The sequence below is a fragment of the Streptomyces lothianensis genome (assembly GCF_047779955.1).
Classification (GTDB): Bacteria; Actinomycetota; Actinomycetes; order Streptomycetales; family Streptomycetaceae; genus Streptomyces.
Genome location: NZ_JBLMKT010000018.1, coordinates 61,052 through 74,387, shown reverse-complemented (window position 1 = coordinate 74,387; position 13,336 = coordinate 61,052). Strand labels below are relative to the sequence as shown.

The 13,336-nt window shown below is 71.6% G+C and carries 16 protein-coding genes; 7 read left to right on the top strand and 9 right to left on the bottom strand.

Going from position 1 to position 13,336, the window contains the following annotated elements:
• Positions 1-2: 2 nt before the first annotated feature.
• On the bottom strand, positions 3-1,496 hold the full coding sequence (locus ACLF6P_RS03670) for a sugar transferase (RefSeq protein WP_415948024.1): 1,494 nt from the start codon (positions 1,494-1,496) through the stop codon (positions 3-5).
• Positions 1,493-2,785 carry a glycosyltransferase family 4 protein gene (locus ACLF6P_RS03665; protein WP_415948023.1) on the bottom strand — a complete coding sequence of 431 codons (1,293 nt, stop codon included), beginning with the start codon at positions 2,783-2,785 and terminating at the stop codon, positions 1,493-1,495. Before ACLF6P_RS03665 ends, ACLF6P_RS03670 begins: the two co-directional genes overlap by 4 nt.
• 323 nt (positions 2,786-3,108) lie before the next feature.
• Between ACLF6P_RS03665 and ACLF6P_RS03660 the strand changes: the two genes are divergently transcribed.
• The 4 genes from ACLF6P_RS03660 (at position 3,109) to ACLF6P_RS03645 (ending at position 5,277) form a co-directional block, all read left to right on the top strand.
• Positions 3,109-3,504, top strand: a complete 396-nt coding sequence (locus ACLF6P_RS03660) for a rodlin (RefSeq protein WP_415948022.1) — start codon at positions 3,109-3,111, stop codon at positions 3,502-3,504.
• A gap of 249 nt (positions 3,505-3,753) precedes the next feature.
• Positions 3,754-3,987 (top strand): chaplin, encoded by a 234-nt coding sequence (locus tag ACLF6P_RS03655; protein WP_415948020.1) that lies wholly within the window; start codon positions 3,754-3,756, stop codon positions 3,985-3,987.
• 124 nt (positions 3,988-4,111) lie between these two features.
• On the top strand, positions 4,112-4,867 hold the full coding sequence (locus tag ACLF6P_RS03650) for a chaplin (protein ID WP_415948018.1): 756 nt from the start codon (positions 4,112-4,114) through the stop codon (positions 4,865-4,867).
• A 131-nt stretch (positions 4,868-4,998) separates the two neighbouring features.
• Positions 4,999-5,277 carry a hypothetical protein gene (locus tag ACLF6P_RS03645; protein WP_415948016.1) on the top strand — a complete coding sequence of 93 codons (279 nt, stop codon included), beginning with the start codon at positions 4,999-5,001 and terminating at the stop codon, positions 5,275-5,277.
• A 258-nt stretch (positions 5,278-5,535) separates the two neighbouring features.
• On the opposite strand, the gene ACLF6P_RS03640 is transcribed toward ACLF6P_RS03645, so the two are convergent.
• Positions 5,536-5,775 (bottom strand): chaplin, encoded by a 240-nt coding sequence (locus tag ACLF6P_RS03640; protein ID WP_415948015.1) that lies wholly within the window; start codon positions 5,773-5,775, stop codon positions 5,536-5,538.
• 256 nt (positions 5,776-6,031) lie between these two features.
• On the opposite strand from ACLF6P_RS03640, the gene ACLF6P_RS03635 reads away from it, so the two are divergent.
• Positions 6,032-6,430, top strand: a complete 399-nt coding sequence (locus tag ACLF6P_RS03635; protein WP_415948013.1) for a rodlin — start codon at positions 6,032-6,034, stop codon at positions 6,428-6,430.
• 224 nt (positions 6,431-6,654) lie between these two features.
• Here the strand turns inward: ACLF6P_RS03635 and ACLF6P_RS03630 are convergent, their stop codons facing one another.
• From ACLF6P_RS03630 to ACLF6P_RS03620, 3 genes are all read right to left on the bottom strand, one after another.
• The gene (locus ACLF6P_RS03630) at positions 6,655-6,912 is read right to left on the bottom strand and encodes a hypothetical protein (RefSeq protein WP_415948011.1); all 258 of its coding nucleotides are present in this window, start codon (positions 6,910-6,912) and stop codon (positions 6,655-6,657) included.
• A gap of 83 nt (positions 6,913-6,995) precedes the next feature.
• A complete protein-coding gene (gene msrA, locus ACLF6P_RS03625) occupies positions 6,996-7,658 on the bottom strand; it encodes a peptide-methionine (S)-S-oxide reductase MsrA (protein ID WP_415948009.1) in 663 nt (220 codons plus the stop codon).
• 230 nt (positions 7,659-7,888) lie between these two features.
• A complete protein-coding gene (locus ACLF6P_RS03620; protein WP_415948007.1) occupies positions 7,889-9,007 on the bottom strand; it encodes a hypothetical protein in 1,119 nt (372 codons plus the stop codon).
• A gap of 131 nt (positions 9,008-9,138) precedes the next feature.
• Here ACLF6P_RS03620 and ACLF6P_RS03615 point away from each other — a divergent pair, with 131 nt between their 5' ends.
• Positions 9,139-10,308 (top strand): cystathionine gamma-synthase, encoded by a 1,170-nt coding sequence (locus ACLF6P_RS03615; RefSeq protein WP_415948006.1) that lies wholly within the window; start codon positions 9,139-9,141, stop codon positions 10,306-10,308.
• A gap of 33 nt (positions 10,309-10,341) precedes the next feature.
• Here the strand turns inward: ACLF6P_RS03615 and ACLF6P_RS03610 are convergent, their stop codons facing one another.
• The 3 genes from ACLF6P_RS03610 to ACLF6P_RS03600 form a co-directional block, all read right to left on the bottom strand.
• Positions 10,342-10,590, bottom strand: coding sequence for a hypothetical protein (locus tag ACLF6P_RS03610; protein WP_415948005.1), 249 nt, complete (start codon positions 10,588-10,590; stop codon positions 10,342-10,344).
• Positions 10,577-11,074 carry a sigma factor-like helix-turn-helix DNA-binding protein gene (locus tag ACLF6P_RS03605; RefSeq protein WP_415948004.1) on the bottom strand — a complete coding sequence of 166 codons (498 nt, stop codon included), beginning with the start codon at positions 11,072-11,074 and terminating at the stop codon, positions 10,577-10,579. Before ACLF6P_RS03605 ends, ACLF6P_RS03610 begins: the two co-directional genes overlap by 14 nt.
• Positions 11,075-11,221: 147 nt before the next feature.
• Entirely contained in the window at positions 11,222-11,812 is a 591-nt protein-coding gene (locus tag ACLF6P_RS03600; RefSeq protein WP_415948003.1) for a MarR family winged helix-turn-helix transcriptional regulator, read from the bottom strand.
• Positions 11,813-11,957: 145 nt separating this feature from the next.
• Here ACLF6P_RS03600 and ilvA point away from each other — a divergent pair, with 145 nt between their 5' ends.
• Positions 11,958-13,202, top strand: a complete 1,245-nt coding sequence (ilvA, locus tag ACLF6P_RS03595; protein ID WP_415948002.1) for a threonine ammonia-lyase — start codon at positions 11,958-11,960, stop codon at positions 13,200-13,202.
• Positions 13,203-13,336 lie beyond the last annotated feature (134 nt).

Genomic DNA, 13,336 nt, shown 5'->3' with positions numbered 1-13,336 from the left:
GATCAGCCCCCGCCCGGCCGCACCAGCGACACCGCGGTGCGCAGCAGGATGCACGCGTCCTGCCAGAGCGACCAGGTGGCGATGTAGCGGTTGTCGAAGCGCGCCCGGTCGGCGATCGAGGTGTCCCCGCGCAAGCCGTTGACCTGCGCGAGCCCGGTGATCCCGACGGGCATACGGTGGCGGCCGGCGTAACCGGGGAACTCCGCCCGGAACTTCTCCACGAAGTACGGCCGTTCGGGCCGCGGCCCGACCAGGCTCATGTCCCCGCGGAGCACGTTCCACAGCTGCGGCAGCTCGTCGAGGGAGCTGCGGCGCAGGAAGTTGCCGACCGGGCTGAGCCGGTCGTCGCCGGCCACGTTCCACCGCGTGTCCGACTCGGTGCTGTCGGCCGGGCGCAGCGTGCGGAACTTCAGCAGGGTGAAGACGCGTTCGTCCTGCCCGACGCGCGCCTGCCGGAACAGCACACCGGGCCCGTCGCTCAGACGCACCGCCAGTGCGCAGCCGAGAATCACCGGGGCGGCCGCGAGGAGCGCGAGCCCGGAGAGCACCACGTCCGCGGCCCGCTTCACGGACAGCGCGGGCGAGCGGCGCGGGGGCGGGCACAGCTCCTGCGCCGGATAGCCGTACAGGTGGTCGGGGAGGCCCCCCGCCGGGGCGAGGACCTCACCCTCAAGGGTGTTGACCGCCCACACCCGCAGCCCCTGCGCCGCGAACAGCCGCAGCAGCTCGGGCCCGATCTCCGCGCCGGAGCCGCCCGCATGGGCCACGACCGCGCGGCGTACGCCGTTCTGGATGACCGCCCGCAGCACGTCACCGCGGTCCCGCAGCAGGGGCACGTTCATGGCGCCGCTCTCGCCGCTCTCGCCGGGCGTCGGCGGCGGGATACGCCCGGCCGCGACGATACCGACCGGATGCAGCCCCAACTCCGGGCGCTGCTGCAGGAGATGCAGCAGCCTGCGGGCCTCCGCGCCCTGCCCGACCACCAGCGTCGCATGCCTGCGGCGCGCCGGCCGCACCCGCCGCACCAGAGCCCGCGCCACGGCCAGCGCCGGAAGCTGCACGGCCACCGCGTACACCAGCGCCGACCACGGCAGCACGGGAAGGCGACTCCAGGCCGCGAACAGCATCGCGGCCACACTCCAGACGAACAGGGTGCAGCCGGCGAGGGCGGGGACCTCCGCGAGCACCGAGTACGTGAGGCGCGCGCGGTACAGCCCTCTTCGCCCGTGCAGCAGACACTGCGCGAGCGCCAGCGGCGCCGCGAGGACGAGCGCCCCGGGCAGGGCGGCGGCGGGCGCGACGGCCGCGCAGGCCAGCGCCACGGACACGACGTCGGCGCCGCACACCGCCATCGCGCGGCGGCTGAACCTCCGCGGTCCGGGCGCGGACCGCGGGCGGATCCGCTGCGGCCGGTGGGCGGGAGCGGCCCCGTGGGCGGGCGCGACGGCGGTGTCTCCCAGGCCCACGACCGGGGAAACGGAACTGTCCGCCGTCATACGGACTGCCGTTCACGCGAGCCGCCGGACTCGGAAGCGGGCTGCCGGTCCTGAACGGCGAGCTGTCCGGGGGCGGGCCGTTCGTTCTGCGCGGCGAGCTGCCCGGGAGCGGCCTGCGGGTCGCGTGCGGCGACCGGCTCAGTGCTCGGCTTCCGGTCCCGTACGCCGGCCGTCTCCGAAGTCACCTGCCGGTACACCTCCAGGACCGCCTCGGCCGTACGGCGTACGTCGAAGGAGGCACGGGCGTGCTCGTACGCCTGCCGCCCCAGGGTCGAGCGCAGCGAAACGCTGCGAAGCAGCGGCACCAGCGCCCCGGCCAGCGCCTCCGGGTCCTCCGGAGGGACCAGACAGCGGTCCTCGTGCCCCGGCGGCAGACTCTCCCGGGCGCCGTCCACATCGGTCACCACCACGGGCAGGCCGCAGGCCATCGCCTCCAGCGGAGCCAGCGCCATCCCCTCCCAACGGGAAGGCAGCACCAGCAGATCGGCCCGGTGCAGCACGGGCAGGACGTCGGCGACATCCCCCGCGAACTCCACACCCGCGAGCCCCGCGCCCGCGAGCCCCGCGCCGCCCTGCCCTTCGCCGCCGCCCACCAGGACCAGACGGGCCCCCGGCACTTCGCGGAGCACCCGCGGCCAGGCGGCGAGGAGCACGTCCTGCCCCTTCTGGCGGCACAGCCGTCCCACGCACACCACCGTCGGCCGGGCGGCGTGCCGCGCCTGCCGGGTGGTCGGCGGATGGAACCGCCGCAGATCCACGCCGTTGGGGATGACTTCCCACCGGCCCGCGATCCCCGCCTCCTGCCCCCGAAGCCGCTCCGCCTCGCTCACGCACACGATGCGCTCGCACCAGCGCGCCGCGAGCCGCTCCCAGGCCACGGTCGCCGTGGCCAAGGGGCCCTCCACGGCTGCGAACGACCAGGCGTGCGGCTGGAACACGGTGGGCACCCGGCCGCGCAGCGCGAGCCGCGCCGCGAGACCGGCCTTCGCGCTGTGCGCGTGCACCACGTCGGGGCGGGCCAGCCGCACCAGGTGGGCCACCTCCCGTGTCTCGCGCACCGATGCCGGTCCGGGATTGCGGGAGGCCCGCCAGTCGAGCACGGTCGCCCCCGCCGCCCGCAGCACCCGGGCCTGGGGGAGATCGGGATCGCAGGCCACAACCGCTGCCGTTCCGCACCGGAGTTGCTCGTCCACGAGATCCGTGACCACGCGCGGAACGCCTCCGCCCACGGGCTGGAGAAGATGAAATGCCTTGAGGCTGCGGTCTGTCGCAGGAATGTCGCGCTGCACGTTACGGCTTTCTCTGGGCGGGGCCGCGAAAATGCCCAAGTGGAAGGAACCCAAGTGGCAGGTGAGAAACCTTAATGGATGCCACAGATGGACAGGTGCCACGCCGTGCGAACCGTCCGCGATTTTCTGGTCGAGGCTCCGGTGTAATTAACTGACAGGATGTAGAAAGCGATGCTGACTACGGGTGTTGACGGAGCCTCCGCGTCCAACTGCTGCCGTTCGTAATGCATTCGGGTGAACGGCGAGAACCAAACCGGGTCGGTGCCAGTTGATCCGGACAGCTCGATCCACGGGCGCACCCCATGAAAGAGGAACAAAAAGCGATGAAGAAGTTTCTCGCGACCGCGGCCATGACCACCGCCGTCATCGGCGCCGGCTCCGCCATGGCCCCGATGGCCATCGCTGACAGCGGTGACAACACCGTCTCGGAGAGCGGCAACGAGGCCGTCCAGAACTACGGCAACTCCAAGACCATGGGCGACATGAGCCCGCAGATGGCCCTGGTCCAGGGCTCGCTCAACAAGCCCTGTGTCGCGCTGCCGGCCAAGGCGAACGTCGGCTCCCTCGTGGGCGTCGTGCCGGTCTCGGTCCAGGACATCCCGATCCTGTCCAACCCGCAGATCCAGCAGTGCACCGAGAACTCCACGCAGGCCAAGGGCGACGAGCCGCTGTCGAACCTGCTGCAGGACCTCAGCATCCTCTCCGCCGTCAACGACTGAGTCGTCGACGACCGAGTCGACCCACGGCTCCGCTTCCGCCCGGGTGTCCGTACGTCTCCGTACGTGGCGCCCGGGCGGTCGCATACCCGGCGTCCGCACCACGGAATCCACGCATTCGAGTGATATGCGCGGAAGAAGCCGATTCGTGGTTTCCTTTCCGCCTCCGCAGTCGTTAACCGGCTGCAGCGATGCACGAACCCAAACGTGCTCACGATCGTCGTGACACGGCACCGCTGCGGGAAGGGAACCATGAACAAGAAGGTCTTGACCGTCGTCGCCGGCACCATGATCGCTGTCGGTGGCGCCGCCACCCCCGCTCTGGCCGACGCCGGTGCTCAGGGTGCCGCCACCCACTCCCCGGGTGTCCTCTCGGGCAACGTTCTCCAGGCTCCGATCCACATCCCTGTGAACGTCTGCGGCAACACGGTCAACGTGATCGGCCTGCTGAACCCGGCCTTCGGCAACACCTGCATCAACGACTGACGTCACGTCAGCCGGACATCGCAGGCGCAGCGGCCTCGGGACCCCGGTCCCGGGGCCCCTGCGCCCCGCCACGCGGTGGCGTCGGCCGCCGCTGTCAGAACACAGCCACGAAGGCAGCCAACCCATGCGAAACACCCTCACCCGCGGGGCGATCACCCTGGCGGCGGCAGCATCGAGCATCGTCTTCACCGGTATGCAGGCCCAGGCCGAGCCGGTCGAACACCTCGCCAGTCAGCCGGACGAGGCCTCCGCCGCGCAGCAGGAGGACGCCTCCGCCGCCGAGCCGGCCCCCGCGCCCGCGCCCGCCCCGGAGGCCGCCGACACCACCTCGGACCGCAGCCGCACGGAGCGGACGAGCGCCGAGCAGGGCAGCTCCGCACAGTCGGGCGCCGAGCAGTCGAGCGCCCAGCAGTCGGGCGCCGAGCAGTCGGGTGCCCAGCAGACCACCACGGACCGCACCACCACGACCACCACCGAGCAGACCTCGTCCGGCTCGGGCTCCGGCGGCGCATACGCCGAATCGGATGCCTACGGTTCTCCCGGCATCCTCTCCGGGAACTCGGTCCAGGCCCCGGTGGACGCCCCGGTGAACGTCTGCGGCAACAGCGCCGACGTCGTCGGCGTCGGCAACCCGGCCTTCGGCAACGAGTGCGCCAACGGCAGCACCACCCCCGCCGAGCCGACCCCCACGCCCGGCGTGACGCCCCCGGAGACCACCCCGGCCCCGCCCGAGCCGCAGACGCACCACGAGGAGCTCGCGGTCACCGGCTCCGAAGCCCCGGCCGGAGCGCTTGCCGCAGCCGGCGCGGGCCTGCTCGCGGGCGGTGCCCTCCTGTACCGCCGCGGCCGCCGCACGCCCGGGCAGCACCACTCCGCCTGAAGCACCGAGTACCGCCGTTCCTCTTCCCCGCCTTTCGAGTGGGATCGACACATGGCTCACGGCCGGGGTTTCCCCGGCGCTGAGAACTCGTTGGGCAGAGCGAAGAAACGCCCCCTGAGAAAGGAATCCCCGTGAAGTACGCGAAGGCCGCCGCCGTCGTTGCCGGATCCGTGATGGCCCTGGGTGCGACCGCACCGGCGATCGCCGCCGAAGGCCCGGCCGAGCTGCCGCCCATGAGCCTCGACGGAGCCGTGACCGACGCGATCTCCAACGGAGCCCTCGACGCCGGGCCGCTGCAGGCCGTACAGGGCCTGAGCAAGGACGGCGACCCCATCAAGCCGGTCACGGACGCCGTCGGCCCGGTCCTCCCGCTCCTCGGCGGCCTGCAGACGGGCGGCGCCGGTCTCTGAGAGCTCGGTCCTCGGGGCGGTACGGAACGACTCCGTACCGCCCCGAAAGCATGTGAACACGGGCGCACTGCACATACTTCGCACATGCACCGCACGCACATGGCACGCGCGCACAACCACACTCACTCGGCCGCACATACACAGAACAGCGGCACCAGAAATCCGGATGACGCATCACCGGAAAACCCGGATGACGCGTCCCGGACCCTGATGCCGCTGCTCAGCAACGCATGGAGCCGACCGAGCCGTAAGGGGAACTCAGTCGTTAACGCAGGTGTTGCCGAACGCCGGGTTCAGCGCACCGATGACGTCCACGGTGTTGCCGCAGACGTTGACCGGAACGTGGATCGGCAGCTGGAGGACGTTGCCCGAGCCGACGCCCGGCGAGCCGTGCGCAGCGCCCTCGGCACCCGCGTCGGCGACAGCGGAACCGGCGCCGACGCCGGCGGCGATCCCGGCGGCGGCCATGACGACGGCGGCCTTCTTGGCATTCTTCATGGAAGTGCACTTTCTCGTTCGACTTGAAGTCCCAGATCCCGGACTCCCACAGATCGAAACGCACGTCTCCCCCGTACGGCACGGCCCCACGCCGCAATATCCCTGTTCGGAGTATTAGTAACGGTGGCTGCTTATCGGCGCGCGTACGGCGGAAGTGATGCAGCCGTACGAGTGAACGGGGATAACCAAACCGCAATCCGCCGAGTTGGTCAGCATGCTCGGAACGCGGGCATTACAGGCGACACAAGGACGGAACATGTTCAAGAAGGCCATGGCCACCGCGGCCGTCACCCTTTCCGTTGCGGGCCTCGGTGCCGGCATGGCGCCGCAGGCGCTCGCCGACGACGGCGACAACACGGCTTCGCAGAGCGGCAACGGCGCGCAGGCGAACTACGGCAACTCCAAGACCATGGGCGACATGTCCCCGCAGCTCGGCGCCATCCAGGGCACGCTCAACAAGCCCTGCATCGGCCTGCCGGTCAAGGGCAACATCGGCTCAATCGTCGGCCTCGTCCCGGTCGCCGTCCAGGACATCCCGATCGCGTCCAACCCGCAGATCCAGCAGTGCGCCGAGAACTCCACGCAGGCCAAGGGCGACGAGCCGCTGTCGAACCTGCTGCAGGAAACGTCGGTCCTGTCGTTCGTCAACGACTGACACACGACGCAACAGGCGGCGCCGAGCGCCCGCCGCACCTGAGAACGCCCCGGCCACGGACATGGGCCGGGGCGTTCCGCTGCCTGCGGCAAGTTCCGCTGAACGCGACACAGAGAGCAACAGAGAGCAACAGAGAGCAAAGGGAAGAGCGCAGGGAAGAGCGCAGGGAGCAAAGGGAAGAGGGGCGCATCCATCCGGATACGCCCCTCGAATGCGGCTCCTGATCAGGAATTGAGCAGATTCGTCACCGGAGCCGCCTGGTCGGTCAGCTGCCGCAGCTCGTTCAGCTTGCCGAGCTGCCCGGAGACCGCGGGAACCTCGTCCTTGTGCTCGGCGGGAATCGAGCTCGTGGCGAGCTGGTCGATCTCGTCCGACACCGACAGGGCAACCGGCCCGTCCGCAGCAGCCGCAACGGGCACACCGAACGCCCCGGCACCGGCGGCGAGAGCGACAACGGCAAGAACCTTCTTCGTACGCTTCATGCCCATCCCAACGCCCCGGAGTCCCCACGGACACGTTCGGGCCAGTGAACGGGTGAATCCGCGTGGTGGCGGGGCTCGGGCTGTCAGCCGTCGGCCGACGCGACGCCGATCGGGCAGGAGATGCCGGTTCCGCCGATTCCGCAGTAGCCGGCGGGGTTCTTGTCCAGGTACTGCTGGTGGTATGCCTCCGCCGGATAGAACGGGCGGTCGTTCGCGGGGAGGATTTCGGTGGTGATGGAGCCGTAGCCCCGGTCCGTGAGGACCTTCTGGTAGGCCTCGCGGGAGGATTCGGCGGCCTCGGCCTGGGCGGCCGAGTGGGTGTGGAGGGCGGAGCGGTACTGGGTGCCCACGTCGTTGCCCTGACGGAAGCCCTGGGTGGGGTTGTGGCTTTCCCAGAAGAGCTTCAGGAGGTCCGTGTAGGAGACGACCGAGGGGTCGAAGACGACGCGGACCGCTTCCGTGTGGCCCGTGCGACCCGAACAGACCTCGTCGTAGGTGGGGTTGGGCGTGTAGCCGCCCTGGTAGCCGACGAGGGTCGTCCAGACGCCGGGGGTCTGCCAGAACTTGCGCTCCGCGCCCCAGAAGCAGCCGAGGGCGAAGTCGGCGACTTCCAGGCCGTCCGGGTACGGGCCGAGCAGCGGGTTGCCCAGGACCGTGTGCTTCTCCGGGACCGTGTGGGCGGGGTCCGGGCGGCCGCGGAGGGCTTCCTCCGGGGTGGGGAGCTGGGGGATGCGGCCGAAGATCATGGGTTCGGGCTCCTTCAGGCGGAGGGGGCAGGGAAGGCAGGTGCGTACGGCAGGTACGGCGGGGAAGGCAGGTACGGCGGGGCTCGACTGCTGGGTGGGTGACCTGTGGCGGCTACTCAGGGGAACGTTCGGGGCGGGCCGGGGATTCCGGGGGAGGCCCGGGGGCCCATGCCCGGGATGGGGCGGGGCGCCCCAAGCCCGGGGTGGGCCCGGGCGCCCCGGGCCCCCGGTCAGTGCGGCAGGGTCGCCGGGCTGCCGCCGTTGGCCTCGTAGCCGGCGACCGCGAGGGCGCGGTACACGGCGTACGCGGCGGCCGGGTCCGCGGAGTCCGTCCACGGGCGTGCACCCACGTGGCCGTCCACGGCGACGAGCTCCTGCATCGCCTCGCCCCAGCGCTCGGCCCGTACGAGGAAGCCGAGCAGCAGATGCCGTACGTGCGCCGTCACCGGGTCCTCGGGGTGCGCGGACCGCACCGCGAACTGGGCGCCCTCGATTGCGTGCCGCACGACCTCGGACTGCCAGAACGTCGTGACCGCGATCACCTCGGGCAGATGGTCGTCGACGGCGAAGAGCGGGAGTGCGGGCAGCAGTGAGCCCTGCGGGGCGCGGGCGGCCGCGGCCTCGGCGAACTCGTAGGACTGCTCCCTCGAGCCGTGCCATTTCTCGGACCAGTAGGGCAGTGCCGCGAGGTGCGCGCCCATGTGCTGCGGGGCACGGTCGAGGATCTTCAGCCACAGCTGCTCGAAGTCCGCGCGGGGGTAGCCCAGGGCGCGAGCGACGGCCAGTTCGGTGATGTACGGGACGGGGTCGCCGGGCGCGAGGAGCGCCGCTTCGGCGCAGGCCTTGCGCGCCTCTTCCAGGATGATCCGGTGCTCGTCGGTGCCGGGGGCGGCGGTGCGGAAGGCCTGCTGGACGAGGAACTCGGCGTGTACGGCCGCACCGCCCGCGTCCTTCGGCGCCTCGGCCCGCCAGACCCTGAGCCACTGGCCGCCCGGCGCGTCGCTCACGCCGCCCGGCCGCTGTGCGAGCTCCAGGGCCGCGGCCCCGGCGAAGGCCTGGACGCGCTGCCAGCGCCGCTCACCCTCGGAGGGGGTGCCGGCGAGGAGCTGTGCGGCGGCCTTCCAGTTCTGGGTGCTCTGGACGAGGTCGAGGACGTCGAGCAGGTCCTGGTCCGGGCCCGGCATGCGGATGTCGAGCTCTTCCTGCCGGATGAAGCCGTAGCTCGCCGGGTCCGCGGCGTCGGGCGCGCCGGGCGTGGACAGGCGGACGCCGCCGCGGCGGTGGCGCAGGAACGGGGTGAGGGCTGCGCCGAGCATGAGCAGAGCCATGAGGACCAGGAGGATTTCCATACCTCAAGGGTTCCAGATCGGGTGCGGAAACGGGGACGGCGGGTGGCCGCGGCCGGGTTCCGCCGCCGGGCGCGGCACCGCAGGGGGCGGTCACCGCCCGGTAACCCCGCTCACGGGACTACGCTCGCCCCATGAGCGACGAGCACAACACTCCCGATGCGGTCCGGGGTTTCGAGACCGTGGCCATTCATGCGGGCAACACCGCCGACCCGATGACGGGCGCGGTCGTCCCCCCGATCTACCAGGTCTCCACGTACAAGCAGGACGGCGTGGGCGGTCTGCGCGGCGGCTACGAGTACAGCCGCAGCGCGAATCCGACCCGCAGCGCCCTGGAGGAGAACCTCGCGGCCCTGGAAGGCGGCACCCGCGGGCTCGCCTTCGCCTCCGGCCTTGCCGCCGAGGACTGCCTCCTGCGCACCCTGCTCGCCCCCGGCGACCACGTGGTGATCCCCGACGACGCCTACGGCGGTACGTTCCGGCTGTTCGCGAAGGTCGTCTCGCGCTGGGGCGTCGAGTTCTCCGTCGCCGATACGAGTGATATCGCCTCGGTGCGGGCGGCCCTCACCGACCGTACGAAGGTGATCTGGGTCGAGACGCCCTCGAACCCGCTGCTCGGCATCACGGACATCGCCGCCCTCGCGGGGGTCGCCCGTGCCGCGGGCGCGAAGCTCGTCGTCGACAACACCTTCGCGAGCCCGTACCTCCAGCAGCCCCTCGCGCTCGGCGCGGATGTCGTCGTGCACTCGACGACGAAGTACATGGGCGGGCACTCGGACGTCGTCGGCGGCGCGCTGGTCACCGGCGACGCGGCGCTCGGCGAGGAGCTCGCGTACCACCAGAACGCGATGGGTGCGGTGGCCGGGCCGTTCGACGCCTGGCTGGTGCTGCGCGGCATCAAGACCCTGGCCGTCCGCATGGACCGGCACAGCGAGAACGCCACCCGTATCGCCGAGATGCTCACCCGCCACCCGCGCGTGAGCCAGGTCCTCTACCCGGGGCTGCCCGAGCACCCCGGGCACGAGATCGCGGCCAAGCAGATGAGGGCCTTCGGCGGGATGGTCTCCTTCCGCGTCGAGGGCGGCGAGCAGGCGGCCGTCGACGTGTGCGACAAGGCGAAGCTGTTCACGCTCGGGGAGTCCCTCGGCGGCGTCGAATCGCTGATCGAGCACCCGGGCCGGATGACGCACGCCTCGGCGGCGGGCTCGGCACTCGAGGTGCCCGCGGACCTCGTCCGGCTCTCGGTGGGCATCGAGGCGGCGGACGATCTGCTTGCGGACCTGCGGCAGGCACTCGGGGACTGAGCGCGAAGGCGCGTACGGGACTGACTCCGCTGCTCACCACCCCGTGAGCGGCGGAGTCACCTCCGCAGGCGGCGGTACGAACGGGTCCGCCACCGAGACCCACACCACGAACGCCAGGAACCCCGACAACGCCCCCCACCACACCAGCCGCCGCACCAGCCGCCGCCGTCGCAGCAGGCGCGTGCCGCGGCGCACCGTGTCCTCGTACAGATCGGCCGGCACCGGCGGCGAGGCGGCGGCGTCGAGCAGCCGCTGGACCTCCTGCTCCCTACGGTCGGGCATGACCGGCCTCCCGTGACCTCGCGCCCTTGGCGGGCCGCAGCCCCTGGGACGTCCCGGTCGACACGAGCGACATCGCACGGAAGCACAGCGCCCGCACCCGCTCCGCCGGCAGCCCGAGCAGCGCCGCGGTCTGCTCCTCGGCGACCCCCTCGTGGATCCGCAGCACGAGCACCAGCCGCTCCTGCGGCGTGAGCGCCCCGAGGACCCCGCCCCGGTCGGCGCGCAGCCGCCAGCTCATCATCAGGAAGCGGTACGCGAGTTGCTGGCGTGCGTAGATGTACGGGTCCTCGCCGTGCAGCCGGTCCCAGGCCGCGTACGTACGCGAGAGCGCGGAGCCCAGCAGCTCCTGGGCGCGTGGGCTGTCCTCGGCGCGTTCGGCGGTCAGGAGTGTGGCGGCATGCAGAAGGCGCCCGGCCGCGCCCGCGACAAAGGACTCGAACTCACGGGCGCGGCGGACGAGTCGACCCGTCTGCCGCTCGCTCACCCTGCCTCCCGGGACCGTTCCACGAGGGTCCCGTTCTCATCCCAGGCCAGTGCGGGCCGCAGGTCAAGAGGCCGGACAGCGGCCGAAGGTCACGATCCGTGCGGCCCGGCTCGGGTCCGGGTCCTGGCGCGGCTCGGGTCAGGGTTCCTAGCGCGGCTCCGGTCCGGGTTCCGGTTCGAGCTCCGGCCCGGCCGCCTGGGCCATGCGCGCCGACAGCGCGTCGTTGAACCGGGTGAGCAGTTCGCAGAAGTCCTCGCGTTCCTTCGGCGCCCAGTCCTCCGTCAGCTGTGCCATCAGCGCCCGTCGTGAGGCCCGTACCTCGTCGAGTCGGGACAGGCCGCGCGGCGAGAGCGCGAGGACCACAGCCCGCCCGTCGTCGGGGTGCGAGGTGCGCTTGACCATCCCGGACTCCACGAGCGGCGCGACCTGCCGCGTCACCGTGGAGGAGTCGATGCCCATCGCCGCGGCGAGCGCCTTGACGCCCATCGGACCCTCGTTGTCCAGGCGGTTGAGCAGCAGATACGCGGCGCGGTCCATGGTGTTGCGCAGCTGTCCTACCCCGCCGAGCCGGGTCTGCTCGGCACGGCGGGCGAACACCGCCACCTCGTGCTGCAGCTGGTCGAGCAGGGGGTCCTTCGTGGGGGCCGCGGACTCTCCCGCGGGGGTGGCGGACTCTCCCGAGGGGACGGCGGACGCTCCCCTGGCGCTGTCGCTCGTCATGTCCGGATGTGTCGGCATGGCCGGTGCTCACTTCATCCTTGGTCGGTGGATTGGGGGACAGGGTACGCGGCCCCGGGCGCCGCCGTGCCGCCGCTGTCCAAACCGATGAACGTACGTTCCCCTTCCCGGGCCGCCCCCGCCGCGAGCTGGAAGACTCGGTGTCATGAACTACCGCACGGCCGGCTCCTTGCACCCCGCCCACCGGCATCCGGTGACGCTCGACGACGTACGGGGAGCGCAGAAGATGCTCATCGGCGTCTCGCGGGTCACCGCCATGGAGGGCAGCCGCCACCTCACGGAACTCGTCGGCTCCCCGGTCCACTTCAAATGCGAGAACCTGCAGCGCACCGGCTCCTTCAAGCTCCGCGGCGCCTATGTACGGATCGCCGGCCTGATCGCCGAGGAACGCGCCGCCGGAGTGGTCGCCGCGAGCGCCGGCAACCACGCGCAGGGCGTGGCCCTTGCCTCCTCGCTGCTCGGGGTGCGCTCGACCGTGTTCATGCCGAAGGGCGCGCCGCTGCCGAAGGTCGCCGCGACCCGCGACTACGGGGCCGAAGTGCGCCTGCACGGGCAGGTCGTGGACGAGACGCTGGCCGCCGCGCAGGACTACGCGCGGTCGACGGGCGCCGTGTTCATCCACCCCTTCGACCACGCCGACATCATCGCCGGGCAGGGCACGGTCGGTCTGGAGATCCTCGAACAGTGCCCCGAGGTGCGCACGATCCTGGTCGGGATCGGCGGCGGCGGACTCGCCGCGGGCATCGCGGTCGCCGTCAAGGCGCTGCGCCCCGACGTGCGGGTGATCGGCGTGCAGGCGGCGGGCGCGGCCGCGTACCCGCCCTCGCTCGCGCTCGGCCACCCCGTGGCCCTCGAACATCCCTCGACGATGGCCGACGGCATCAAGGTGGGGCGGCCCGGCGACGTCCCCTTCAAAATCGTTGGCGATCTGGTCGACGAAGTCCGTACGGTCTCCGAGGACGCGCTCTCCAGCGCGCTGCTGCTGTGCCTCGAACGAGCGAAGCTCGTCGTCGAACCGGCGGGTGCCGCCCCCGTCGCGGCCCTGCTGACCGCACCCGAGGAGTTCACGGGCCCGGTCGTCGCGGTCCTCTCGGGCGGCAACGTCGACCCGCTGCTGCTGCAGCGGATCCTGCGGCACGGCATGGCCGCGGGCGGCCGCTATCTGTCGCTGCGGCTGCGCCTGGCGGACCGGCCCGGGGCGCTGGCCTCGCTGCTCGCCGCGTTGTCAGTGCTGGATGCGAATGTGGTCGACGTGAGTCACGTACGGACCGATCCGCGGCTCGGGCTCACGGAGGTGGAGGTCGAACTCCATCTGGAGACGAAGGGGCCGCAGCACTGCGTGGAGGTGAGCACGGCGCTGCGCGAGGCGGGGTACACGGTGATGGCCTGAAAGACACAGGAAATGATGAGACGCGATGTATCGCGTTATACTGTGTGACCGCTCGCGCATCCGCGCGACCGAACCTACGCTTTCCGTGCAACAGCCATATATCCGCATAGCTCACCCACCCCTGGGAGAACTCA

Bases quoted from the DNA above. Each gene is read 5' to 3' on its own strand.
- ACLF6P_RS03630 (WP_415948011.1), bottom strand. From the start codon at position 6,912: ATGAAGCGTACGAAGAAGGTTCTTGCCGTTGTCGCTCTCGCCGCCGGT.
- ilvA (WP_415948002.1), top strand. From the start codon at position 11,958: ATGAACTACCGCACGGCCGGCTCCTTGCACCCCGCCCACCGGCATCCG.
- ACLF6P_RS03640 (WP_415948015.1), bottom strand. From the start codon at position 5,775: ATGAAGAATGCCAAGAAGGCCGCCGTCGTCATGGCCGCCGCCGGGATC.
- ACLF6P_RS03650 (WP_415948018.1), top strand. From the start codon at position 4,112: ATGCGAAACACCCTCACCCGCGGGGCGATCACCCTGGCGGCGGCAGCA.
- ACLF6P_RS03610 (WP_415948005.1), bottom strand. From the start codon at position 10,590: ATGCCCGACCGTAGGGAGCAGGAGGTCCAGCGGCTGCTCGACGCCGCC.
- ACLF6P_RS03635 (WP_415948013.1), top strand. From the start codon at position 6,032: ATGTTCAAGAAGGCCATGGCCACCGCGGCCGTCACCCTTTCCGTTGCG.
- ACLF6P_RS03600 (WP_415948003.1), bottom strand. From the start codon at position 11,812: ATGCCGACACATCCGGACATGACGAGCGACAGCGCCAGGGGAGCGTCC.
- ACLF6P_RS03615 (WP_415948006.1), top strand. From the start codon at position 9,139: ATGAGCGACGAGCACAACACTCCCGATGCGGTCCGGGGTTTCGAGACC.
- ACLF6P_RS03660 (WP_415948022.1), top strand. From the start codon at position 3,109: ATGAAGAAGTTTCTCGCGACCGCGGCCATGACCACCGCCGTCATCGGC.
- ACLF6P_RS03620 (WP_415948007.1), bottom strand. From the start codon at position 9,007: ATGGAAATCCTCCTGGTCCTCATGGCTCTGCTCATGCTCGGCGCAGCC.
- ACLF6P_RS03655 (WP_415948020.1), top strand. From the start codon at position 3,754: ATGAACAAGAAGGTCTTGACCGTCGTCGCCGGCACCATGATCGCTGTC.
- msrA (WP_415948009.1), bottom strand. From the start codon at position 7,658: ATGATCTTCGGCCGCATCCCCCAGCTCCCCACCCCGGAGGAAGCCCTC.
- ACLF6P_RS03670 (WP_415948024.1), bottom strand. From the start codon at position 1,496: ATGACGGCGGACAGTTCCGTTTCCCCGGTCGTGGGCCTGGGAGACACC.